The organism is Providencia stuartii, from assembly GCF_029277985.1.
Taxonomy (GTDB): Bacteria; Pseudomonadota; Gammaproteobacteria; order Enterobacterales; family Enterobacteriaceae; genus Providencia; species Providencia zhejiangensis.
This window is the reverse complement of record NZ_CP119546.1, coordinates 3051291-3074411: the sequence shown is the minus strand read 5'-3', so window position 1 is coordinate 3074411 and position 23121 is coordinate 3051291. Positions and strand designations below refer to the sequence as shown.

Annotated in this window: 22 protein-coding genes, 1 tRNA gene and 4 pseudogenes; 22 read left to right on the top strand and 5 right to left on the bottom strand. The window is 39.5% G+C overall.

What is annotated here, in order from left to right; translation table 11 throughout:
- Positions 1-29: 29 nt before the first annotated feature.
- Complete coding sequence (gene helD / locus P2E05_RS13725; protein WP_154623219.1) at positions 30-2084, top strand: DNA helicase IV; 2055 nt, start codon at positions 30-32, stop codon at positions 2082-2084.
- A 42-nt stretch (positions 2085-2126) separates the two neighbouring features.
- On the opposite strand, the gene P2E05_RS13720 is transcribed toward helD, so the two are convergent.
- Positions 2127-2585, bottom strand: a complete 459-nt coding sequence (locus tag P2E05_RS13720) for a methylglyoxal synthase (protein WP_154623218.1) — start codon at positions 2583-2585, stop codon at positions 2127-2129.
- 260 nt (positions 2586-2845) lie between these two features.
- On the opposite strand from P2E05_RS13720, the gene P2E05_RS13715 reads away from it, so the two are divergent.
- Positions 2846-3259 (top strand): CoA-binding protein, encoded by a 414-nt coding sequence (locus tag P2E05_RS13715; protein WP_154623217.1) that lies wholly within the window; start codon positions 2846-2848, stop codon positions 3257-3259.
- Between the two features lie 59 nt (positions 3260-3318).
- On the opposite strand, the gene hspQ is transcribed toward P2E05_RS13715, so the two are convergent.
- Entirely contained in the window at positions 3319-3642 is a 324-nt protein-coding gene (hspQ, locus tag P2E05_RS13710) for a heat shock protein HspQ (RefSeq protein ID WP_195848159.1), read from the bottom strand.
- 219 nt (positions 3643-3861) lie between these two features.
- On the opposite strand from hspQ, the gene P2E05_RS13705 reads away from it, so the two are divergent.
- Positions 3862-4143, top strand: a complete 282-nt coding sequence (locus P2E05_RS13705) for an acylphosphatase (protein WP_154623216.1) — start codon at positions 3862-3864, stop codon at positions 4141-4143.
- A gap of 15 nt (positions 4144-4158) precedes the next feature.
- On the opposite strand, the gene tusE is transcribed toward P2E05_RS13705, so the two are convergent.
- Complete coding sequence (gene tusE, locus P2E05_RS13700) at positions 4159-4488, bottom strand: sulfurtransferase TusE (protein ID WP_154623215.1); 330 nt, start codon at positions 4486-4488, stop codon at positions 4159-4161.
- 182 nt (positions 4489-4670) lie between these two features.
- On the opposite strand from tusE, the gene P2E05_RS13695 reads away from it, so the two are divergent.
- The 7 genes and pseudogenes from P2E05_RS13695 to P2E05_RS13665 all read left to right on the top strand — a co-directional run bounded on the left by P2E05_RS13695 (position 4671) and on the right by P2E05_RS13665 (position 9135).
- Positions 4671-4758: transfer RNA gene (locus P2E05_RS13695), tRNA-Ser, on the top strand.
- Positions 4759-4909: 151 nt separating this feature from the next.
- A pseudogene (locus P2E05_RS13690) lies at positions 4910-6121 on the top strand (tyrosine-type recombinase/integrase).
- A gap of 213 nt (positions 6122-6334) precedes the next feature.
- Positions 6335-7267, top strand: a complete 933-nt coding sequence (locus P2E05_RS13685) for a hypothetical protein (protein WP_276122838.1) — start codon at positions 6335-6337, stop codon at positions 7265-7267.
- Between the two features lie 150 nt (positions 7268-7417).
- Entirely contained in the window at positions 7418-7636 is a 219-nt protein-coding gene (locus P2E05_RS13680; RefSeq protein WP_239978473.1) for a helix-turn-helix transcriptional regulator, read from the top strand.
- A complete protein-coding gene (locus tag P2E05_RS13675; RefSeq protein WP_154624578.1) occupies positions 7636-8028 on the top strand; it encodes a hypothetical protein in 393 nt (130 codons plus the stop codon). The genes P2E05_RS13680 and P2E05_RS13675 overlap by 1 nt, the downstream gene beginning before the upstream one ends.
- A gap of 15 nt (positions 8029-8043) precedes the next feature.
- Positions 8044-8319, top strand: coding sequence for a hypothetical protein (locus P2E05_RS13670; RefSeq protein ID WP_163862586.1), 276 nt, complete (start codon positions 8044-8046; stop codon positions 8317-8319).
- Positions 8320-8340: 21 nt separating this feature from the next.
- Positions 8341-9135: an antA/AntB antirepressor family protein gene (locus P2E05_RS13665; protein WP_276122837.1), complete on the top strand. Its 795-nt coding sequence runs from the start codon at positions 8341-8343 to the stop codon at positions 9133-9135.
- 466 nt (positions 9136-9601) lie between these two features.
- Here P2E05_RS13665 and P2E05_RS13660 read toward each other — a convergent pair whose 3' ends face one another.
- The gene (locus P2E05_RS13660) at positions 9602-10384 is read right to left on the bottom strand and encodes an SDR family NAD(P)-dependent oxidoreductase (protein ID WP_154624581.1); all 783 of its coding nucleotides are present in this window, start codon (positions 10382-10384) and stop codon (positions 9602-9604) included.
- Positions 10385-10462: 78 nt separating this feature from the next.
- Between P2E05_RS13660 and P2E05_RS13655 the strand changes: the two genes are divergently transcribed.
- The 3 genes and pseudogenes from P2E05_RS13655 (at position 10463) to P2E05_RS13645 (ending at position 12444) form a co-directional block, all read left to right on the top strand.
- Positions 10463-10822 carry a MerR family transcriptional regulator gene (locus tag P2E05_RS13655; protein WP_154624582.1) on the top strand — a complete coding sequence of 120 codons (360 nt, stop codon included), beginning with the start codon at positions 10463-10465 and terminating at the stop codon, positions 10820-10822.
- Positions 10823-10987: 165 nt separating this feature from the next.
- Positions 10988-11639: pseudogene (locus P2E05_RS13650) on the top strand (integrase core domain-containing protein); the annotation flags it as partial.
- 619 nt (positions 11640-12258) lie between these two features.
- Positions 12259-12444 carry a hypothetical protein gene (locus tag P2E05_RS13645; RefSeq protein WP_276122836.1) on the top strand — a complete coding sequence of 62 codons (186 nt, stop codon included), beginning with the start codon at positions 12259-12261 and terminating at the stop codon, positions 12442-12444.
- A 166-nt stretch (positions 12445-12610) separates the two neighbouring features.
- Here the strand turns inward: P2E05_RS13645 and P2E05_RS13640 are convergent.
- Positions 12611-12848 (bottom strand): annotated as a pseudogene (locus tag P2E05_RS13640) (GTPase family protein); the annotation flags it as partial.
- An 813-nt stretch (positions 12849-13661) separates the two neighbouring features.
- Here P2E05_RS13640 and tssK point away from each other — a divergent pair.
- From tssK to P2E05_RS13600, 9 genes and pseudogenes are all read left to right on the top strand, one after another.
- Positions 13662-15011, top strand: a complete 1350-nt coding sequence (gene tssK, locus P2E05_RS13635) for a type VI secretion system baseplate subunit TssK (RefSeq protein WP_269723256.1) — start codon at positions 13662-13664, stop codon at positions 15009-15011.
- Entirely contained in the window at positions 15008-15661 is a 654-nt protein-coding gene (gene tssL / locus P2E05_RS13630) for a type VI secretion system protein TssL, short form (protein ID WP_276122835.1), read from the top strand. The genes tssK and tssL overlap by 4 nt, the downstream gene beginning before the upstream one ends.
- A 49-nt stretch (positions 15662-15710) precedes the next feature.
- Positions 15711-17194, top strand: a pseudogene (locus tag P2E05_RS21960) (type VI secretion system Vgr family protein); the annotation flags it as partial.
- Positions 17195-17206: 12 nt separating this feature from the next.
- Positions 17207-18067 carry a DUF2345 domain-containing protein gene (locus P2E05_RS21955; RefSeq protein WP_420794212.1) on the top strand — a complete coding sequence of 287 codons (861 nt, stop codon included), beginning with the start codon at positions 17207-17209 and terminating at the stop codon, positions 18065-18067.
- A gap of 39 nt (positions 18068-18106) precedes the next feature.
- Positions 18107-21250 carry a hypothetical protein gene (locus tag P2E05_RS13620; protein WP_276122834.1) on the top strand — a complete coding sequence of 1048 codons (3144 nt, stop codon included), beginning with the start codon at positions 18107-18109 and terminating at the stop codon, positions 21248-21250.
- Positions 21251-21279: 29 nt separating this feature from the next.
- Positions 21280-21831 (top strand): hypothetical protein, encoded by a 552-nt coding sequence (locus P2E05_RS13615; RefSeq protein ID WP_154635743.1) that lies wholly within the window; start codon positions 21280-21282, stop codon positions 21829-21831.
- Between the two features lie 214 nt (positions 21832-22045).
- On the top strand, positions 22046-22444 hold the full coding sequence (locus P2E05_RS13610) for a hypothetical protein (RefSeq protein ID WP_154624965.1): 399 nt from the start codon (positions 22046-22048) through the stop codon (positions 22442-22444).
- 4 nt (positions 22445-22448) lie between these two features.
- Complete coding sequence (locus P2E05_RS13605) at positions 22449-22823, top strand: hypothetical protein (RefSeq protein ID WP_276122833.1); 375 nt, start codon at positions 22449-22451, stop codon at positions 22821-22823.
- Positions 22824-22857: 34 nt separating this feature from the next.
- Positions 22858-23121 (top strand): PAAR domain-containing protein, encoded by a 264-nt coding sequence (locus tag P2E05_RS13600; RefSeq protein ID WP_006662537.1) that lies wholly within the window; start codon positions 22858-22860, stop codon positions 23119-23121.

Here is a 23121-nt window from a genome sequence, read left to right as displayed (position 1 = left end):
CATAATTGAACAACTCAGGTGCAGGATGTATGGAACTGAAATCAACACAGATTGGGCAGCGCCTGGCTCAGCATCCCTATAATCGGGTTCGCTTATTGAATGCTGGCATTGAGGTGAGTGGGGAAAAACATCAATACCTTATACCTTTTAATCAGTTAATTGATATTCATTGTAAAAGAGGCATTGTCTGGGGAGAGCTAGAGTTTGAACTCTCTGATGAGCAAGTCGTACGTTTACATGGTACTGAATGGAAGCAAACTCAACGCTTTTATCATTATTTAAATGATAAGTGGCAGCAATGGAGCCTAGAAATGAGTGAAATCAGTGCTGAAGTCCTGACTTCACTCGCAAAATCTATTCAGCAACAAACTCAACAAGATAGTTGGCTCAACTTACGTGAGTTAGCGTCCTTTCGGAAAAAAATTAGCGAAAAATTTTCGTCTCTCCCTTTGCCATTGGCTCGTGTTAGCCAATTTGAAAACTGTGCTGCCGCTTATCGTTATTGCTTACAGTGGCTAGAAGATGGCGAACGCTGTCGACAGCATATTAATCAACAATGGAGTGAATCAATATTGTCACGCTATGGTGACTTTTTTCAACATGTTGAAACATCACCACTGAACCCCAGCCAATCTCTGGCAGTGATTAATGGCGAAGAAAATATTTTGGTGCTGGCTGGTGCGGGGAGCGGAAAAACATCGGTACTTGTTGCCAGAGCAGGTTGGTTGCTTTTAAGAGGGCTCGCTAAGCCTGAGCAAATCTTATTATTGGCTTTTGGGCGTAAAGCGGCTCAAGAAATGAATGAGCGCATTCATGAGCGCTTGCAACAAGAGGATATTGAGGCAAAAACCTTTCATGCATTAGCGCTACAGATTATTCGTGAAGGTAGTAACAAATCACCAGTTATCAGTGAATTAGAAATAAATTCACAAAAACGCAGTGAATTATTACTTAATGAATGGCGCGAACAGTGTAGTAGTAAAAAAGCACAAGCCAAGGGGTGGCGTGAGTGGTTAACCGATGAATTACAGTGGGATGTTCCTGAAGGTGAGTTTTGGCAAGATGAAAAAATCAGTAAACGGGTCGTTACTCGGTTAGATCGTTGGTTAAGCTTAATGCGTATGCATGGTGGCAGCCAAAAAGAGATGATCGAGGCCGCAGATGAACAGCAACAAAGCCTATTTCAAAAACGTATTCGTCTCATGTCGCCTCTTTTAAAAGCATGGAAGAGTGCGTTAAAAGAAGAAGGGGCTATTGATTTTTCGGGACTCATTCACCAAGCAATTAATTTATTGGAGAAAGGGCGTTTTATCAGTCCTTGGAAGCATATTTTAGTTGATGAGTTCCAAGATATCTCACCATTAAGAGCAAAGTTGTTACAAGCATTACGTCAGCAAAATAAGCAGACCTCACTCTTTGCAGTTGGTGATGATTGGCAAGCGATTTATCGTTTTAGTGGTGCAGAATTAGATCTCACAACATCTTTTGAACAAAATTTTGGGCAAGGAGCGCTATGCGCTTTAGATACAACTTATCGATTTAATGAACGTATTGGCGAAATAGCTAATCGCTTCATATTACAAAATCCGACTCAACTCGATAAACCGCTCAATAGCTTAGTGAAAGGCAGTAAGAAATCGGTCATTTTGCTCGATGAAAATGCACTAGAGCGTTTATTAGACAAAATGAGTGGCTACGTTACAGATAATGAAACTATTTTGTGTTTAGCACGTTACCATTACTTAAGACCCGAAATTTTAAATAAAGCTAAAACACGCTGGCCGAAGTTGAATATCGAGTTTATGACTATTCATGCTTCAAAAGGCAAACAAGCGGACCATGTCATTATTTGTGGGCTTAATAGTGGGAAAGATAGTTTTCCAGCGGTGGCGAGAGAATCTATTATGGAACAGGTTTTGCTACCGAAACACGAAGAGTTCGAGTATGCGGAAGAGCGACGATTATTATATGTTGCAATGACGCGTGCTAAACAGCAGGTATGGCTACTTTACCATCCTGATGAGCCTTCAGAGTTTGTGGATATCTTAAAACAGTTAGGTGTTCCTAAACAGAAAAAACCATAATGGATGATAGGTGCCGGACATGAACTATCCGGCACTGATTCGTTATTTGGTGCGCTCTTGCAAGTATCGTTGATAATCAGGAATAACGACATCAATTTCACCATCAAAGTATGGTGAGGTAATGATAAAGTCTGCTGTTGCGGGGTTGGTCGCAACGGGGATATTCCAGACTGTTGCTAAGCGTAATAGGGCTTTAACATCGGGATCATGAGGAACCGCATTGAGTGGATCCCAGAAAAATATCATCACATCGATCTTTTGTTCAGCGATCATTGCGCCAATTTGTTGGTCACCTCCCATCGGGCCACTCAGCATACCGGTGACATTAAGACCAGTATGGTGACTAATTAGACTGGCTGTCGTTCCTGTCCCAAACAGTTTATGAGGCTTTAGCTGCTCACTATTTTTTGTCGCCCATGCTAATAGCGAGGATTTGCAGTGGTCATGGGCAACCAGTGCTATATTTTTCGGGGTTTTTATTCTACGAGTTGTTGATTCCATGATGTTCCCTTAAAAGTCGCGTGATATCACGCTAAGAGCATTAATAATGCTTATTTACCTGTTGTGGCTGGTTGTTATGGAAATAATTAGGGAAATCAATTTATTATTTTATAACAAATGGTTAAAGTGGAATAAATACGTTTTCCCGTATTGCCAGCAACCTTAGCGTGATGGCCTATAATAGAGAAATTGAGTGATCACGCAGGACAAGGTATATCATATTGTGAGTTAATAGTTTACTGATTTTGGGAGATATTTTGATGGATAGTCAAGAAATTGCTGAAATATTACGGCGTGTTAACACGATCGCATTGGTCGGAGCAAGTGATAAACAAAATCGCCCAAGTTATGAAGTGATGGCATATCTATTAGAGCAGGGGTACACCGTGATTCCGGTTAGTCCTAAACTATCGGGTCAAACATTATTAGGGCAAAAAGTATATGAAAAGCTGAGCGATATTCCCCAACCTATAGATATGGTAGATGTGTTCCGTAATGCCGATGCTGCCGTTGGCGTCGCACGGGAAGCCGTAGACGTTAAAGCAAAAGTGTTATGGCTGCAAAAAGGCGTTATCAGTGAAGAAGCTCAACAAATCGCTTTGTCTGCTGGTATGAAATTTGTCATGGATAAGTGTCCAAAACAAGAAATTCCGGCGTTAGGCTTAGAAAAATAAGCGCCATAACGTAGTAAAGCAGCTAACGCGCTGCTTTACTGTGGATGAACGATAAAGGATTAGTTACGTAGGCGTGGTGCTTGTAATTGTGAACGAATAGATTCAGCTAATTCGTCCATAGAGGGTTGTTCTGGATGGTCATCAGCGGTTTCATAAGTAATTTGAGCTTCTGCCAAATAAGTATGAATAGCTTCGCCATTATCGTCTTCCATAACAACGTGATACCAAGGCAAATCACGTAATGTGCTGTTTGCAGCAATATCATCATCGTCATGCGGTTGTTCGAGCGAGTATTCAGCATCAACATCTACTACAACGCCTAGGTAGCCGAGTAATTTATGTCTAACTTGTTGCCCGATCCCATATTTACTGGTGATCATCATAGCCACCTCCTAAAAGCCTTGCTTATGCTATAACTTTATATCTGGGCAGTGTTCCGCGTTTTCAAGCCAATGTATGGACAATTATTCATAACGCAATACACTGTCTTATATGTAACATGAAAAGCAGTGCCTCGATCTCAGATTATCTGTTCAACGCATAAAACACAACTGTAATAAATAGGTTATTTATAAATAATCTACTGATAAAGGGGGCTAAAAATGACAAAAGCAGCCGGACGTTTGTTTTATATTTATGGCCGTGTACAAGGGGTTGGTTTTCGCTATCAAACATATCATTGGGCTAATCAGAATGGAATAAAAGGATATGTTTGTAATCGCGAAGATGGCAGCGTTGCGCTAGGCATTTACGGCTCAGAGCAAGATATCTGCTTTGTAGAGGAATGGCTTAATGCAGGTGGTCCCCCTGGAGCAAAAATCGACCATTATTTTAGCGAAAACTGGGCAACTGAAAAAATAGCGGATTTTTCAGTCCGCTATTAATTTTAGGGTAATGAGTTAAATGCATTTGACAGGTTTTGGTAACCCAGCAAGTTTCGTGGCTTGCTTTGCGGGACCTTTAGGGAATAGTCGATACAAGTAGCGGCTATTTCCTTTTTCCTCTCCAAATTGCTGTGAAACCGCTTTTACCAGCATACGAATAGCGGGTGAGGTGTTAAACTCTTCGTAAAAGGCACGAACAAAGCGAACAATTTCAAGGTGCTCTTCTGTCAGCGTAATATTTTCTTGCTCAGCGAGAAGAGGAATAAGCGCCTCGCTCCATTGTTGGCTATCAATAAGGTAGCCTTGTGAATCAGTCTCAATTTCTTGACCGTTAAAACGCAACATACAAATTTCTACCTAAACAAAAATAGAGTGCAAATTTAGCAAAAAATAGTCAATAACCCAAGTAACCTGTTAAATATGCCGATAATTTAGCCCAACGATACGCTAAGCGTCTATTTTTATAGCAATTGATAAAAATAAGGGTTTACATCGAAAGCCCAGATGTTTATAGTGCACGTCATTGCGGAGGGGTGGCCGAGCGGCTGAAGGCAGCGGTCTTGAAAACCGCCGATGGGAAACCATCCGAGAGTTCGAATCTCTCCTCCTCCGCCATTTCAACATCTCCTAGCGTTTTCTGAAATCTCCTATTATTCAGTAATAATCCAATCTCCTAACAAAATCTCACGCTAATAAAATCGACTATCGACTTTCTAAATCTCTGCAATTTGTTGTATCGAATTCCCTTCTACAATATTGGTGATTTATAAAGCTAACAGACATGGCAATCAAGCGTGCAAGTCAAAAGTAAAATTCTACACGCTGGCGGATGCCAACGGGCTATCTTTGTTAATTGAAACTAACGGTTTTAAAGGCTGGCGTTATCGCTATTAATTTACTGACAAAACTAAAATGATATCGTTAGGTATCTATCCTGTTGTCACGCTTAATGAAGCAAGAGCGAAAAGAGACAAATCACGAAAACAGGTTGCCAATGGTATTAATCCAAATGAATCCAGAAAAGCAGAAAAAGCGACCACCATTAATCAAACTGAAAACACCTTTAAAAATATTGCCCTTGAATGGTATGAGGGTAGAAAGGATCGCTGGTCTGTTGGTTATCGTGATGACATGATGGACGCATTCGAAAAAAGATGTATTTCCTTATATAGGTCATTGCCCGATTGCCGAAATCAAACCCATGGAATTACTTGAAGTGCTTTCTATTATGGAAAAGCGCGGAGCAACTGAGAAACTAAAGAAAGTGCGCCAACGTTGTGGCGAGGTGTGGAAGTACGCCATTATCACGGGTAGGGCAGAGTATAACCCTGCACCAGATTTAGCCAGTGCCTTTGTTCCACATAAGCGTGAGCACTACGCCCATCTTTCAGTAACTGAATTACCAGAGTTTCTTTCTTCTATTGATAAGTACATGGGAAGCCAGATTGTAAGAGTGGCATTAAGGGTGCTTATATTAACTGGAGTTCGACCAGGCGAATTGAGAAAGGCGGAATGGTCAGAAATTAACTTTGATACTGGAGTATGGGAAATACCGGCTGAAAAAATGAAGATGCGCCGCCCTCATATTGTTCCGCTATCAGAGCAGGTCATTGATTTACTAAAGCAGATACACCCTATCAGTGGTAGTTATCAATATGTATTCCCTAGCCGCACTGATTATCGAAAGCACATATCAGATATGGCACTGAATACGATGATTAGGCGCATGGGCTACAGTGGTAGAGCCACAGGTCACGGATTCAGGCACACAATGAGCACTATCCTACACGAACAAGGCTATAACACTGCATGGATTGAGACACAGCTAGCGCACGTTGATAAAAACTCTATCCGTGGAACGTATAACCATGCTCAGTACATCGATGGACGTAGAGAAATGCTTCAATGGTACGCTGATTATATGGGGGCATTAGAGAACGGGGATAATGTTGTACACGGCAACTTTAAACGTGCTTAATCCACCAGCAGTCGAATGTAGAACCAGACTGTAAAAGGTCTGGTTTTTTTGCACCTGAAATAGTCATAACTGGACAAATAGACAGTAGTTATAGACTGTAGTAGACTTGTGTAGACTATAAAGAATAAAGCTATGTCTAGGGTAGCTCCCGAAAACTAGTACACCTCTACTAGCTGGCATAGCTCCTACAGAATGAGGGCGTGAGGTGGCGTTGTGGTTGATGAGTTTTCACCATTATCAGGCATTATCCCTAGTTATAGATTTGAGCAATTATCAGAATTTGCTAATTCAGCTAGATATCATCTAAAAAAAAATAACAGAACTGACTCTCAAATTATAACAGTGCAAAAACTCATTTTTGAACTTATAGATGTATATTTTGAAGATAAAAAAAATGAGGCTATAGCTGAACTGGAAGAAGAAAAATGGCAAGAAGTGAGGTATGCCCGTGAATATGAATATGTTGACATATACCCATTTGCTAACGAGTCAGATAGGTATGGGGTTCATTGGGTTTTTATTGGTGATGATTCGGATTTAGGTGATATTCCAACACCTGAAAATACTGATGAGATAGATGCTCTATATGATACTTTAGAGTGGTTGCCAGATAACGAATCAGATGAAGGATTTACTGACGCAGAACCTTATGAATATTTCGCCGCGTTGACTTTATCTCTAATAGCCGATGTCATTAGAATGACAGATGAATTTGATAATAATTCTGAGAGAAAGACATTATCATTTTTTTATATATGCGATATTTTCTTAAAAATAGGGAAATCAGCAATGTTCATGAATGAGGCATATTTAGATAAAAAGCATGAGGATAAATTATCTGAGGTTTTATCTGATAATTTAACACTTAAAGGTAGGTTGGATGAATTAATGGGGCACAATGAAAAGATTGAAATACAACAAAGGAAGAATATTGATAAAGCTGTTAATAGTAGGCATAAAAAAAATAGAGAAGCTAAAAGCTTAGTGTGTTCTGACTGGAAAATTAATAAAAACAATTTTAAGTCTACGCAAAAAGCGGCAGAGTATTATGTGACATGGCTAGAGGAACAGAGTTATTTTTATTCAACTGTAACTATTAGGAATTGGATATTGCTTTACTCGAAAGAGAATCAAATCAAATTATAGTTTTTACACTGTACAGCGTACCTTGTACGGCGTAGAGGGTACACTATACATGGTAGCAGTATGAAATTATTATATTAATGCGCTTCAATAACCCCTGAGATCTACGAACGTCTATTAAGGCGTATCATTAAACAGATAGCAGGGGGCAACATGCCAACAGTAACAACCTTAAAAGAAAATCTCATTCGCTTACCGGAAGTTATGCGTCGTACTGGCTATGGCAAAGCGTGGATTTATCGCCTTATCGAAACAGGTCAATTTCCTAAATCAGTAAAAATTGGTACTCGCTCTATTGCTTTCATTGAATCGGAAGTGGATGAGTGGGTAGCAAATAAGATTGCTGAATCACGCACTGGTGAGGTGGCATAATGGAAAAGAAAAACCACCCGCTACAGGTGGCTTCTCAGGATAACGCGACAGCATCTATTCTATCAAAGAACCCACCGAAAAAAATCAAAGCATGGAAATATTTTTTATCTGCCTATAACGGTTCTACCGAAAACGATATTTTAAAGTATTGCCGCTTATCATCAGGCCGTAATTACTTTTCAGAACTGGAGCGTAAATTAAATATTAACTTAGAACGTACTGACGAACCGAACCCAGACGGGATAGGGTCGCATTATCGTTACCGTATTCGTAACCAGAAAGATGCAAAGAAGATTATTGATCTTATCAATAGCCGAGCTTGTGCTGGTGGGTATGACGGAATTTCTATCCATCAATCAGATCTGATTTTATCGCTTTACCCAGTCGAATAATAAGGAAATAGCAATATGAAAAATAAAATGGCCGTAATGGGTCAGGGCTTCTCTAACCCTAAAGTCAGGGAAGAAAGTATTCTAAATGTTATTTCTGATTTTATTTATCCTATTGATGTAAAAGTAAAATATTACAATTTTGGAAATGACTATTTAAGTTTAAAAGGGCTATCACAGTATCTGTGCAAATTCACGCAAAATAATGTTTTTTATATTCATGTACGGTTTTGCGAGTATTTGCAGACAAATTTAGTCAAGCTATCCCGTGTTGTCGCGACAGCTCTTAATTAACTAAATAAAAGGGCAAAACTTATGAAAAATAAAAATATGGCCATAACTGGTCAGGGGGGCACTCTGCCTGAAAATGAGCTAGCGGGTACATTTGATTATTTAATTCCTGTTATTAATAACCGTATTAACGGGAAAGAAATTCAATCAGTGAGTAGTCGTAAATTACATTCATTTCTAAAAGTTGGTCGTGACTATACTAGCTGGATTAAAGGGCGAATTAAACAATATGGCTTTGTTGAGAATATCGATTATATCGTTGTGGAAAATTTGAGCTCACCAAAACGGGGGAGCACAAAATTTAGGCAGCAATTCGAGCATGACTATATTGTCAGCCTCAACATGGGAAAAGAGCTGTCTATGGTTGAACGTAATGACCAGGGCAAATTAGCACGCCAATATTTTATCGAATGTGAGGAGCGACTGCGCAGAGCCGCGCCAGAAGAACATAAAGCCGCTATGCAGGACTGGCGCAAAAATCGTGTTGCTGCATGTGAAGATCATAAAAATATGGCCGAGGCGATGAAAGGCTATATTGAGCGCACAGGTGACAACCAGAAAGGCTTTGCGTATAGCAATGAGTCACGTTTTATCAATAAATTGATACTTGGTGTCAACCCTACTCAATGGGCTAAAAGCAAAGGCATTAAGTCTAAAGAAATCAGAGATAACATGAGTACAGAGCAGTTAAAACTACTAGCCTACTTAGAGGCTCGTAATTGTGCTTTCCTTGACTTAGATACACCTACAGCGCAGAGAAAGGCTCAACTAACTGAGTTGGCTCAGCGTTGGCTAGTCCAGCGCTTGGAGGCTAACTAATGATGGTTGGCTTAACAACATTTGATACACCCAAAGCGGTGTATCCATAATTAAATTGCCTATACGAAATGAATGTATCAATTATATTTCGAGTATGAAATTAACTATACTAGTTTTCGTACATGGTTATAACTATATGTACCAATCCGGCGGTTTCGTACACTATTAATTTAATAACGCATGTGAATTTTGTTTTGTTATTTTTAGCTCTCTTTTCATAATTAGCGTCACCCCTAAGGATAGAAATTTATATTTTCATTTTATTTATTACTCTAAAATCAAATAATTCTATCCACATTAGCCCCTATACGATGTCCAAAAAACTATTGTCCTAACGTGTCACTAAATCATCAACGTTTAAAGTCACTTATCATGATTTTTTCATGTGATATTTGGTGCTCCCTTTCGTTGATAAGGCCAATTATATATAACCGCCTCGGCTTATGCCTTGGCGGTTTCATCGTACTTATATTTTTTGATTAAATTTGTTGTTGTTCGCGTAAGGCATTTTATTATCTAGTAATTTAAAGCTAAAACTTTCTCTATCGACGTATCCAACAACATTATTTGAATCATATAGCTGAATGAAGAAATCAGCTAATTCCTCGCTAGAATGATATGTACCAAACACCTTATCATAATCATAATATTCTACCCCGTTAGCAACTCGACCAAAATCTGTTTTAGTAGCTGCCGGAGCCAGTAGTTTAACTTTAATTTTAGCGTTTAAGTTTAATAATTCATGTGCCACCCCCTCAGTAAAAGAGCTGACAAAGAATTTCGAACCACAATAGGTAACGGCTGTAGGTACTATAGTGTATCCTCCTGCTGAACTTACATTGATCAGCTGTGAACCATCAATATTCTGGTTATCGCGCACGAACATTAACGATAAAATCGCGAGTGTATTAATATTCAAATTTAATAAAGCTTTTGTATCTTTTATTGGCTGAGAAAATGCTTTCCCATAATACCCAACACCAGCGTTATTTACCCATACTCGAATATCAAAAACTTTCAGCTCTTCATAAAGTGAAATAGCATCATCGATAATAGATAAATCACATGATTTTGTGACAACCTCAATGCCTTCATTAATCTTGCCTAATTCGACTTTCAATTCATTCAACAAGGAGTCTCGCCTCGCTACTGCAATAATATTAAACCCGCGTTCAGCTAATTTTATTGAAATTTCACGTCCAATACCTGAACTCGCACCTGTAACGACCGCATAATGTTTATTTTTCATAACACACCCTCTTTGACAAAAGTCTCAAAATGGTAAAAGATAGAGTTAACTCTAGGTCAAGGAATTTCTAGGTAATACATGAATTATTCAATCAGTCAGTTTGCACAACTAACCGGATTCACCATATACACCCTTAGATACTATGAAAAAGAAGGAATATTGAAATCATCTAGGCAAACCAATAATCATAGGTACTATTCTGAAGATGATATTGAGTGGGTTAAGTTTATTACTCGCTTAAAAGAAACGGGTATGCCTTTAAAAAAGATTAAAGAATACTCGATACTAAGAAATATAGGCTCATCTACCTCACTTGAGAGAATGAATTTGCTGACTGAACACTACGCTAACCTTGAAAAGCAAATTTTATCTTTGAATGAACACTTAAGTAACTTAAAACTTAAGATTCAGCATTATCAAGAACAATTAAAAAAATGAATACTAATTGACTTACACGACTAACTCACAAGCACCATATATTATTGTGGATGTGGTGCTTAAATGCTCCTGCTATTTTTAGAACATTCCACCCACAATCTCTTTACATCATCACGCTTTCTACTGGCATTGTCCACTTCCCCTAAAATAAGACAGCTATAATTAGAGAAAGATAAAATCGTCATCGATGCCATACAATCCGTTTTAGCTAAATCTCCACAGTCGGGATTCTGGAAATGCTATTTTCGACTGAGATTTCAAGGTTATCCTTTTAATCATAAACGAGTTTATCGCGTTTATTGTGAATTAGGATTAAATCTGAAACGACGGGTTAAAAAAGTGCTTCCGAAGCGTGAAAAAAGACCATTAGTCATAGAGAAAGTCCCGAATATTCAATGGGCATTGGATTTTATGCACGACAGTTTATATTGCGGCAAACGCTTCAGAACCCTCAATATTATTGATGAAGGAACGCGTGAAAGCCGAAAGAGGGTTGCCGAAACAGACCCGAGTCGATAATGGTCCTGAACTCATTTCAGTTAACTTATTGAATTATTGTGAAGATAACCAAATTTTTCTGTGCCATATTCAACTGGGAAAACCGTAGCAAAATGGGTTTATCGAACGTTTTAATGGTTCGTTCCGTCGTGAGTTTTTAAATGCGTATTTATTTGAACCATTAAGCCAAGTGCGAGAATTAGCGTGGTTTTGGCTGCAAGATTATAACCAAAATCGAACCCATGAAAGTTTAAATCACCTCCCACCGGAGGCCTATCGTCAACAGTTAGAAAACGCTAAATTGGTGTGTCTCAATTAAAGGGGAGTGGACATAACGTAATATTATAAAATTGATGTTGCCCTCACTAATGAGGGAAAGATAGATAGCAACAATAACGAACTACGGCAAGATTAAACGGGGATGTTACGGGGAGGATTAAGCCGATAACGGTGAGATTACGGTGAGGTTTCTGGCGATCAATTTGACCGTTAGTAGTTACATCAATGAGTTGTGACAAGGTTAGTGGTCACTGTGACCTCTCGCAATAAAAACAATGTGTTGCCACCTCTTACCATTGGTCACTGAAACGATGACCAATGAGCGTTAATCTGGTTTTGTGACTGAATTAAACGTTATCAATTAGTTGTATTTTGATTCCGTCGTTTTAACGGAATTAAGTATAATCAACAGGTTATAGCCACATACAGGATAATCCCGTATCATCATGGTTAAATTAACGTTTCGATCACCTCTGATAATTAGATTGATTATCTATACACACAGAATCCTACCTGAATTATATTTTAACCGGTGGCTTATATTGTGATGGTATCAAGATGAATAAACCAAAAATGAGAAAAGCGAAATCAATCAGGATCAACACGTCAGGAACGGTAATAAAAGCCTCTGAGAGAGTTAGAACCGCACAGGTAAAGTTATGGCCACAATGACTATTCAGGCGGAGAGTGACAAGCGTAGCCCGTACCCATTAAATCTAGTGGCATTCAATATTAACGCGCTGGAGCTAATGACCTGCCAGAAAGAAAACAAAGCCAAGGTTACAGGTCGCTATGAATGGTTTAATGGTTATCAGCTAACAGGGGCGCAGATAGTTACTATTTAGTATAAGTTACCGTGATGCAAATATGTATTACCCAATAAATCAATGGGTTATCTATGGTGAGTAGTAAGGCTGAAACAAAATCACAACAAAATAACAACAAAATCACGGCAGGGATTTACGGCAAGGTTAAACGGTGAGTTAACGTAAGAAGTTAAAAGAACAGGCTCTACAGGGATTTAGCAACAGATACGATGCTATTTTTGACTGTACTAATCGTATTTTTTATCAGTGGTGACAAGGGAATGATGTCGATTAAAGTACCAACAATATCACTGATATATTGCCCAAAATCGTTACGTGCTGAATTTTCCACGGATTGCGTCCGGTAAGTGTTGTTCAGTTGCCTAGCTACCTCCGCTACTAGCCTCTGTCGGTCAAGCCTGTATTAATTGCTCTGCTAAATCTCTAAATTAAAGAGGGGATTGTTAGATTGTTATGAAACCAAGAAAACGCATTGAAAAACAGTTATTTCTATATGCGTTTGAACCTATTACATGAGTGAATTCTACTGGGCTTATAGCGGGAGAGTTAGAAAAAATCACAGATAAAGTCGATCATCATTTTCTACATACTGGCTTCGTTATCCCATCTATCTCTGATGCTTATCACGCAATACTGAGGCGAATCATGAAAGTAAGCATCGTATTGAGAAACTGGAAAGAAACATTCTTCACTCATAGTATAGGTATAATATATTAAATTTTCTTACGTTATTTTTCTAATTGATAACATACAACACAGCATTGAATGCGCTAACATACCTTCTTAAGTTCGTCTTCACTCCAGAGTATTTCATTCTGTTACCTTACAATACATTTTATTTCTAGTTCAGCTAGTCTATAACGCTTATTATGCGTATTCATCATTACATAAGGTAAATTAATAAAAATAATTGCTGGCTTATCCGTTAATCCCTATGATTTGAATAGTGTATTTAGGATATGGTCGTTTAATCTCAGTCTGTCTATCAATCGAATTCATCATTTGATGGGGGGCGGACGTTTTAAAATGGCATTTTTATTAATCTGGATTGATTTATTTGGACAACAATAGATTATTTTAACCTTATGGGCTTTGGGTGACAGCTAAGGGCGGTAGCGTATCAAAATATTAGAAATATTTCATTTTCGAGAGTTGTTGAACGCCTATCTCACCTTCGTGTCGCATTAGAAAAACGAGTTAACATGCCGATTATCTTTGCTTAAAAGGATCATAAAATGAAAATTTACCGCCCATTATGGAATGAAGGGGCATTGCTCTCTCCGCAACAATTTCAACAACAAGCTCAGTGGGAAGACTTTACAAACCAAGGTGTTTCAGGTTTATCCTCTCCCTTTACTTGGAGGATAGAAACAGTGGAACTTGACGAATCGCTCTTGTCGTCTGGTCGTTTACAAGTTCACCAATTAAGGGCATGGTTACCTGATGGGGCATTAGTCGATACGCAAGTCAGTGATATCACTCCTGAGCCCCGAGAATTAAATTCAGCCGCGTTATCTCAAACAGACAGTCTTGTTATTGTGTTAGCATTGCCACTTCTCCAGCAAGGGATCGTGAATGTTCAAAAAAAAGGGGCTTTTTCAGAACGCGCGTTACGCTATCGTGAAGAGTGGGTGAATGTGTCGGACTTATTTGGTCAAGATGATGAATCCATGGCCGTTGCTCGCTTTAATATCGCTATTCGTTTTCAACATGAAAATAATGAAGCTTGGCAAACGTGTCCCATTGCGCGTCTAACTCGTGATGGTCAGGGAGGGTGGATTATAGATAGAAAGTTTATTCCTCCGATGACTCAATTTTCTGCGAGTCGAGAGCTACAAGAACGGTTAGCCTTGCTGAATCGGCAAATACGCTCTCGTTGCCAACGACTGATGGCAATGCGTCGAGAAAGCAATGAACGTTTAGCCGATTTTGCCGTCGCTGATGTTTCCTTATTTTGGTTGTTAAACGCCTTAAACTCCCATGCTAATGTTCTGATGAATTATGAACGTTACCCACAGCGCCACCCTGAAATCATTTGGGCTGAATTGACGCGTCTGGCGGGGAGTTTATTAACCTTTTCGTTAGAGCATGATCTTGCAACCATTCCTGCCTATGTCCATGACGACCTAGAAAATACGTTCCCACCTTTGTTTGACTTGCTCAGTACCTTGTTAGAAACCAGCTTGCCTTCACGCGTGATTGCGCTTGAAATGACGCACCCAGACCCACAAACTTGGCGAGCTTCATTGCATGACCTCAGGCTTAGAGAGGAAGCGGATTTTTATCTGTCTGTTCGTTCTGATAAAACCGCGTGGGAAATTGCCGAAAAATTCCCAACGCTGTGCAAAATTGGTGCGCCTGATACGGTTAATACACTTTACAGTAAAGCATTAAATGGTATTCCACTCACACCGGTTGACCGAGTGCCTGCGGCACTCCCTGTGCGCATGGAAAACCAATACTTTGCGCTGGATATGGAGGCTCCGGAGATGCGTGAAATGTTGGAAGAAGGTGTCTGTATGCTGTATGTGCCATCTTTATTTGGTTTCTTAGAGCTAGAACTGTTTGCGGTATTACGCTCATGAACCAATACATCGATATCGATAAACTCATGGCAAAAACCTGGTTGATGGTGACCCAGCTAAAATACGGTCGGTATGACCACGATTCAGAGTCCCTTTACGATACGTGTTGTCAACAAATTGATGTCGTAAAAAGTGCATTGGGCCAAACAAAACTAGCTCCCGAGAATATTGAGCACATTATCTATGCACAGTGTGCATTATTGGATAAAACCGCGATGGAACTATTGGCTCGGGGTGATGAAGAAGGTGACGCATTCTATGCTTGGCGAGTTGCCCCCTTACAAGCGCGCTATTTTTCATCGTTGGATGCAGGGGAAGCATTATGGGATCGTATTCGCTCAGTGTTGGGGCAGGCTCAACCGAACGATGCCGTATTAACCTGCTTCCATCGCGTCTTAATGCTCGGTTTTAGCGCCCACGAGGCTACAACTGAAGCGCTAAGTCCCGAGCGAAAATTATTAATGGATAAACTGACTGCACAGATATCACCGCCGGAGTCTACTTTGCCGTTAGTTATCCAGTATCATCAAAAATTCAGTCTAAAATTGATGCGCTCTTTCGGGTTTTGGAGTGCATTGTTGCTTATTGGTATTACCGCCATCACTTGGGGCGGTCAAACATGGCTCAATCAATTGTTGTCAGTAGTGTAATCGCCTCGTCTTTACTTTCACTTCGTGTCCATTTCTGAGGGAATAGAATATGCCTAATTCAGTCATCAATGCATTAACACAAACGGTGAAGAACGCAGTTTCTCACGCCCGTTATCATTTAACGGTTCAGGACTGTTCTGATTTCTTAGATGTACTGAGCTTTGAATCTGAAGAGGCCCTCAGTCAACCTTGGCGGTATGAAGTGACAGTAACGTGCAGCAATGCACATATCACTCCCGAGCAGATGTTACTGAAGTCGGGGGCCTTTACCTATCAAACGTCATTATTGCCCAGTTTTCCTAATCAATCGGTACGAACGGTGTATGGGATTATCAGTGAATTCAAACACCTGAAAACGTCTACGGATGAAACGCGGTACAGCTTGATATTAATGCCACGTATTGCCTTACTTCAGTACACCAAACGCAGTGAAGTGTATTTAAATCAATCGGTCACGGAAGTGGTTGAAAAAGTACTGCGCCGTCATGGTTTGGAGGGGGCAGACTTTGAGTTTCAGCTTTCTCGTGAATATCCGGTCAGAGAACTGATTACCCAGTGGCGGGAAACGGATTTAGCCTTTATTCAACGACTTCTTGCTGAAGTCGGCATTTATTGGCGTATGGAAATGGACACTCAATTAGAATTGGATAAAGTGATTTTCCATGACGCCCAAGAACACTACCAGTTTGGCGTCTCACTGCCTTATCGCCATGAATCAGGTATGAGTGACAATGGGCAAGACAGTGTCTGGGGATTGCAAATTTCGCATCAGGTGGTTAGTGAGGGGGTCGCAACCCGTGATTATAACTACCGTCAGGCATTAACGCCTCAAGATAGCACTGAAGCAATTTCAGGGTTTGAGGGAGTCACTACAGGGGAAGTGTACCACTATGCGGAACCTTTCTTGAATGTCGGTGATATTGATACCCCAGAAAGTGGTGCCTTTTTTCTCAACTACGCCATGAACGCATTCTTAATGCCCAATCGTGGGTGTCGGGGCAGTCGACCAGCCCAATGCTGGCGCCTGGTCAAGTCTTAGAAATGACTGGTGTCTTTCCTCAGCTGGCGAAAGACGGTGTGTTAATCACCCATGTTCGCCATCATGGCGCTCGAGATGCTAGCCTTCAGGTGCAGTTTACCGGGCAACTCTACCGTGAAACCTTATGCTTCCGACCTCCTTTACTCCCTCGGCCTATCATTGCCGGAACATTGCCCGCGCGAGTAGAAAGTAGCGAAAAAGGCGATACCTATGCGTGGCTCGATGAATTCGGGCGCTATCGAGTGAAATTGGATTTTGATAGAGAGTCGTCTGAGGCGGGATTTGCTTATTTATGGCTACGTTTAGCCAAGCCTTATGCAGGTGATACCTATGGATGGCATGCACCTTTATTGGATGGGACTGAAGTGTCGGTGCAATTTGACGGTGGTGACCTTGACCGACCGTATATTGCTTATGCGCAGCATGACTCTGAACATCCCGATCACGTAACACGCGATAATCATACCCGCAATGTGCTGAGAACCCCAGCCAATAACAAACTGCGCATGGAAGATAAGCGTCAGGAAGAACATATCAAACTGGCGACGGAGTATGGCAAGACCCAACTCAATCTAGGTCACTTGGTTAATGCGCAGCGAGAACAGCGCGGAGCAGGGTTTGAATTACGTACTGACGAACACGGTGCAATCCGCGCAGGAAAAGGGGTGTTTATCAGTGCAGATGAGCAATCAAAAGCTCAAGGGGATGTACTGGACATGACCCAAGCGGCGCAGCAAATCCAGCAAGCTAACCAACAGATGCAAACATTGTCTCAAACAGCGGAAAAAGCGAGTGCACTCGCCGCAGATGTTCAATCGCAAATCGACCTCTTAGATTCTCGTTTACAGCAGTTACAATCCGCCGTGTTACTTGCCAGTGCGCCGCAAGGAATTGCATTAACGTCTGGTGAACACCTTCAATTAAATAGTTTAGGTAACACGATGGTTAACGCAGGGCAGCATCTTGATATGGGCGCGATGCAAAACTTATCCGTCGCTGTTGAAAAAGCATTAGGGTTATTTGCACACAAAGAAGAAGTGAAAATCATTGCAAACCAAGGCGCTGTGGAAATTAGTGCCCAACACAATACGATGGAGTTGTTTGCCCAGCAGCAAATCACCATCACCAGCAGCGAAGATGAAATTGTGATATCGACACCGCAAACCCTGACCCTTAACGGCGGCGGCTCATACCTAAAATTGAGCGGACAAGGTGTTGAACATGGTTCATCAGGCGATTACATCATCAAAGCCGCGAATTACCTTGTTCCAGGATCTGGAAGCGATATCGCATGTGAAACATTGCAGTTTGATGTGACGGACATTGAAATACAGAAGTTAGTGACAAAGCACCCATTGCATGATTAAGGGGATGGTTAAAAATCAACGAGTATTTAAGGAATTGTAATGGCAGATAAAAACAGTAATACAACTAACGGTACCGTGTCGAATCCAGAAAAAAAGAATACTGAGAATAATAAAATTTTGGGTAACAAAAATATAAAGATTGTTTTTCCTATCCCTAAAAATGAACGTGGTCAAGAATTTTCAAACCTAGATGAAATCATGGCGCATGTGAGCGGGGAATCGACAGGGAACTACTTGTTGGGTCGTAATGGAATGTGGCACAGCGGTATCCATATTACCAATGCGACTACGCCTTGGTGTGCCTTAAGTGGTAATGCCATCACCGAAAAGGCGAGTTTCCCTATTCCTTATAAAGGGCAGCAAGCTATTCGCTGTATGGCGGATGGAGAAATCGTTGCCTATAGAATGAATAAAGATTATCTACCTCTAGGTTGGAAAAACGGTAATTTAAATTTATCTGGTTCATTTGTATTGGTGCGCCACTATATCCAACCCGGTGAAACACAAAAGAGCGGACTGCACTTTTATACCCTCTATATGCACCTTGCTCCATATTCCGCCTATCAAGCCAATCCCTCATGGATTACACAAGATAAGCTGCCGACTTATTCACCAGAATGGAAAGCGGTTGCTGGCACGAATACTTATAAAGACCAGAACAAATTAGACGCGCTACCAAAAGGCTCCATTGTTTCTTGGGATAAACATGATAGTCAACGCCAGCTTAAAGCAGTGAATGGGCGACTTTATGGCTTGGTGACAATTGAAAAAATAGCAGGCACATCAAAATTAAACGTGGGAGACCAATGTTGGACGTTGGTGGATAACAATAACATTTTGCCTGAGATAGAGCCGAGTTGGTGGCAACAGTTAGTCAGCCCTGCCAAAGAAATGATGCAATTTGATAAGGTGGTCAGTTTAACGACACCAACAACCATTAAGGCAGGCGATAGTATTGGCCATATGGGCTTCTATCAAGCGCCTAAAGAACAAGGGATTGATTCACGCTATCAAGTCCATATAGAGTGTTTTAGTGCCGATGACAATTTGCCTCAATTTTTGCAAAATCCAGAAAAGATTGGGCATGATAAGCCCCAGTATTTAAAATGTTTGCCCGATTTAATGCTGTGGGACAAGCAAGGTGATGATTTTATAAAAACAGAACGCGTGGTTGAGTGGGAAAAAATATTTAAACTGAGTGAGTTAAAAACAGAAAAAGGCAAAGATAATAAAGAGTTTTACTTGCTACCAGAATATTTAGGGGCAATACCGAAAATAACGTTAAATGAGCTCAACGAAACTGACAAGAAAAAATTACAAGAGTCAGCTTTCGGAGCATTAGGCAAAAAAACAAATGAGCTCGGGGCTATGGGGCATCAAGACCAACTTATTAAAGAAAATATCGCCCAATACTCAAAATTTCTTTCCCAATGCGACCTTGCAGAGTTAGGATTTAAAGCCTTAGTTGCAAATGCAGATGCATTTGACCACTTAAATGGTCATGTGCAACCCCAAGTCGAATTTATCAGCTCAGTTTATGAAAATATTAAAGCCGAAATCACGGGTTCCTCTGTGCCGCAAAAAGGAATTATCGCCCATAATTATCAGCGACTAATTAATAAGATTAAATCGGATAAACAAGAAACTTACTCACCCGAGGAATACCGCCGCGCTTTTCATAACCCGATGTTTTCCCATATCGTCAATAAAACCATAGTCAAACACCCTAGTGATTGGTATTACAAGAAAAGCGATAGTGTTTGGCAAAAATTTTTAAATATACTCAGTGAAGAAGCGCCCTTATGGCGTTCTTACAGCGAAGAGTTTCTTGATAGTATGGTTTGGATGCAGGATGTGACTAATGAAAAAATCGGTCCTGAAGTGTGGCATATGCATCCGTTAGTTTTTTTATCGGCAATTAAAACAGATTATGAATGCGTCAAATTAATATGGGGTAAAACTGTTTCAGAAAAACTTGGAAACACCAAAGGATGCGAATTTAGACGAAAAATTTTACGAATCTGTTCTGAACTATGGGGGGAGGAGAAAAAGTATGATTATGCCAATGTTTTAATGGCGTGTATTGCAGCGGAAACATCAAGAACGTTTTCATCTTCAGTGATAAAATTACTTCCATATACTGATTCAAGTGGAAAAACAAAAAAAAGATATCAAGGAGTACCTAGAGAAAATATAATCTCGGATCCTTCGATTGCTAAAAATAATGCCGTAGGTCTAATTCAATTTACAGGTGAAGCAATAACTCAGATAAATAACATTAATAACAAAAGATATACAAAACAAGATCTTGCATTAATGGATGAATTGGAGCAACTAGATGTTGTGAAACTATATTTTCTCTGCAATAAATTAATATTGAACAGAGTTAAATCTCCTGAAGATATTTATTTGTATATTTTTTGTCCTGAAGCTGTGGGTAAAGATAACGACTACATTATGTACAGTGTAGAAAAAGACAAATTAAGTGGAAAAAACTTTTATGAAGCGAATAAAAGTATAGACACAAAAGACGGTAATAGTGATGGTAAAATAACAAGAAATGAGTTGCTTGTTAGATTAAATAGACTTATATCGGAAGGCCAACAATTAATAAATAATTGTACATGCTTCGCTGAACAGGATAATACAATAAAAATAAAAGAACCTAGTGGCGTACACTGGGTTAGTCGATTTCCGACAAGCGTCGATGTTAATGACTTGACACCTGATTTTTCTTCCTCTGTCACCCGCTTTATACAAGCTATAAGAGATGCAGGGGGAAATGTAAGAATTTCTGCCACATTCAGACCACCAGAACGCGCTTACCTTATGCACTATGCATATGCCATCTCGCGGGAAAATTTTGACCCGAGTAAAGTTCCAGAAAAAGAAGGAGTCAATATTGATTGGACGCACAATGGTGATTTAGCATCAGCAAAAAAAGCTGCGCAGCAAATGGATAGGGCATATGTCATTAAATATAAACCATCATTGACCTCTAGGCACACCCAGAGAAGAGCTATTGATATGACGATTACGAATATAATTGGAAAAAGCTTGATTAACGGCAGTGGTGCAAACGTTCCAATTAAAAATTTGAAAAATCTTTTTGATGCAGGGGCATCTTTTGGGGTCATTAAATTAGTTGTTGATGAACCGCATTGGTCGGATGATGGTGCATAAATCTTTTATTAAAATGGGAGTTTAATCATATGAACTATAAACTATTAATTATATTATTATTTAGCGGCATGACTTATGCGATGAATGATAATTCATTAAGCATTGGTTTTTTTTCCTATTCACCAAATGAAAAAATACTGTACTCAACTGAAAATGACTTAAACAATAAAATGGTTACAGCTTGTGTAAATAATCAATATAACAACAGTGAATTTAAGTGTTACAATATGAATGGGAATGACTTTCAAAAAACCGAAAAAGGAAATGATGGATATAATTTGATAAATAATTTACCGTTAGTTAAATATAATTACAAAAAGAAACTACATGACGATAGTGATGGTATATTTTTTGCCTATATTTATGATAAGGGTCACAAGGTGAAAATCCATTTCACTGCCCAAGATCCATCAAGTTTCACTGTAAATTATAATAATCACACTTTAAAGCTTGCGACTTGCTTAAGCACGGAAGGGCTTTACTTTTATGATAAAAATAAGCCTAACAACCTTAAATTATACTACTATCTCGGTTACGATGTTGAAAGCAGTTGCCCTGAATATTTATATTCAGTTCAATAATCATCTTTCTTGAAGACATGTATATTACAGCTTAATATCGAAGTCTTTTTGCGAAAATTTCAAGATAAGGAAAATCATCACATTGATGATTAAATGGTTGAGGTGATTTTGTCAATTAAATTAGTGTACGATACAGCAAGGTTAGGTATAAGCGTCAATCTAAAGTCAAGCGTGTAATATATAATAAATAACGTAATTAAAAAGGAATAGCAGGTTGCTAAATAGAATTTATACAGCGGCATTATTAATGGCCGTCTCTTTTTCATCTTATTCGGTGCAAAACATCCGCGGTGCATACTCATATGAATATACAGGTGAAAAATTAAATGATGGTAACACATCTTTTATTAATTGGACGTTCAATTTTATTGACAATAGAACGGCAAAATTATCCATATCATCTTGGCATGAACTTTTTCGGTGTGATGGAAATTATGACATTCAGCACAATAAAAATGAAATTGAATTGATTTACAATAAAAATAATGAGGATAAGTGTGACGAAAACCCACCACAATTTACCATTAAAAGGGCTAATGGTAAATATTTTGTAAAAAGCCCATTATTCTACAACGATGTTTGGCACCCACTGAAAAAACTACCAAGGAATTAATCGGATGAAAACGTTTGTTTTATCTGGAATCGCATCGATGTTAGTTTTATTCAGTTACGGTGCAAATGCTGAGCGTCATGAACAATGCTATGATTATATTACAGAACTTGTCAGAAGTAGTAACTTTGATTTATCACAATGGAAAGTAAATTCTGCGGATATTAATTTAATTATTGACGAAGATAATGATGATTTTATCCGAGCAAAGCTTTTTATAGAGACGATTGGAACAGGAACAATAGGCTGGGTCTATTTTAATAAAATGAATAATACCTTGCATGATATTACATTTGATCCAGATAACACGGTGAATTTAACGTTTAATCATCAATATTTAAAAGCCTATAAATTGTGTTTAAACGATAACGTAGCTTATTAAGCAATGACTCGGTTAAAAATTAAAGGACTAAACCATGCAACAAATTATTCGTAAAGGGGATAAAACCACCCACGGTGGCACCGTGCTAACGGGCTCTGACACCATGAAATTCGGGGGCATTGGGGTGGCACGCAAAGGCGATCAGGTTTCTTGCCCGAAAAAAGGTCATGGTCCCACGACCATCATTGAAGGGAACCCTAACTACCTCGATAACGGGATACCTGTCGCTTTTCAGGGGCATAAATGCGGTTGCGGCTGCACCTTAATCAGCTCCTTTTCCCCTGCCAAGGTAGGCTGA

Bases quoted from the DNA above. Each gene is read 5' to 3' on its own strand.
- helD (WP_154623219.1), top strand. From the start codon at position 30: ATGGAACTGAAATCAACACAGATTGGGCAGCGCCTGGCTCAGCATCCC.
- P2E05_RS13720 (WP_154623218.1), bottom strand. From the start codon at position 2,585: ATGGAATCAACAACTCGTAGAATAAAAACCCCGAAAAATATAGCACTG.
- P2E05_RS13715 (WP_154623217.1), top strand. From the start codon at position 2,846: ATGGATAGTCAAGAAATTGCTGAAATATTACGGCGTGTTAACACGATC.
- hspQ (WP_195848159.1), bottom strand. From the start codon at position 3,642: ATGATGATCACCAGTAAATATGGGATCGGGCAACAAGTTAGACATAAA.
- P2E05_RS13705 (WP_154623216.1), top strand. From the start codon at position 3,862: ATGACAAAAGCAGCCGGACGTTTGTTTTATATTTATGGCCGTGTACAA.
- tusE (WP_154623215.1), bottom strand. From the start codon at position 4,488: ATGTTGCGTTTTAACGGTCAAGAAATTGAGACTGATTCACAAGGCTAC.
- P2E05_RS13680 (WP_239978473.1), top strand. From the start codon at position 7,418: ATGCCAACAGTAACAACCTTAAAAGAAAATCTCATTCGCTTACCGGAA.
- P2E05_RS13675 (WP_154624578.1), top strand. From the start codon at position 7,636: ATGGAAAAGAAAAACCACCCGCTACAGGTGGCTTCTCAGGATAACGCG.
- P2E05_RS13670 (WP_163862586.1), top strand. From the start codon at position 8,044: ATGAAAAATAAAATGGCCGTAATGGGTCAGGGCTTCTCTAACCCTAAA.
- P2E05_RS13665 (WP_276122837.1), top strand. From the start codon at position 8,341: ATGAAAAATAAAAATATGGCCATAACTGGTCAGGGGGGCACTCTGCCT.
- P2E05_RS13660 (WP_154624581.1), bottom strand. From the start codon at position 10,384: ATGAAAAATAAACATTATGCGGTCGTTACAGGTGCGAGTTCAGGTATT.
- P2E05_RS13655 (WP_154624582.1), top strand. From the start codon at position 10,463: ATGAATTATTCAATCAGTCAGTTTGCACAACTAACCGGATTCACCATA.
- P2E05_RS13645 (WP_276122836.1), top strand. From the start codon at position 12,259: ATGGCCACAATGACTATTCAGGCGGAGAGTGACAAGCGTAGCCCGTAC.
- tssK (WP_269723256.1), top strand. From the start codon at position 13,662: ATGAAAATTTACCGCCCATTATGGAATGAAGGGGCATTGCTCTCTCCG.
- tssL (WP_276122835.1), top strand. From the start codon at position 15,008: ATGAACCAATACATCGATATCGATAAACTCATGGCAAAAACCTGGTTG.
- P2E05_RS21955 (WP_420794212.1), top strand. From the start codon at position 17,207: ATGGAAGATAAGCGTCAGGAAGAACATATCAAACTGGCGACGGAGTAT.
- P2E05_RS13620 (WP_276122834.1), top strand. From the start codon at position 18,107: ATGGCAGATAAAAACAGTAATACAACTAACGGTACCGTGTCGAATCCA.
- P2E05_RS13615 (WP_154635743.1), top strand. From the start codon at position 21,280: ATGAACTATAAACTATTAATTATATTATTATTTAGCGGCATGACTTAT.
- P2E05_RS13605 (WP_276122833.1), top strand. From the start codon at position 22,449: ATGAAAACGTTTGTTTTATCTGGAATCGCATCGATGTTAGTTTTATTC.
- P2E05_RS13600 (WP_006662537.1), top strand. From the start codon at position 22,858: ATGCAACAAATTATTCGTAAAGGGGATAAAACCACCCACGGTGGCACC.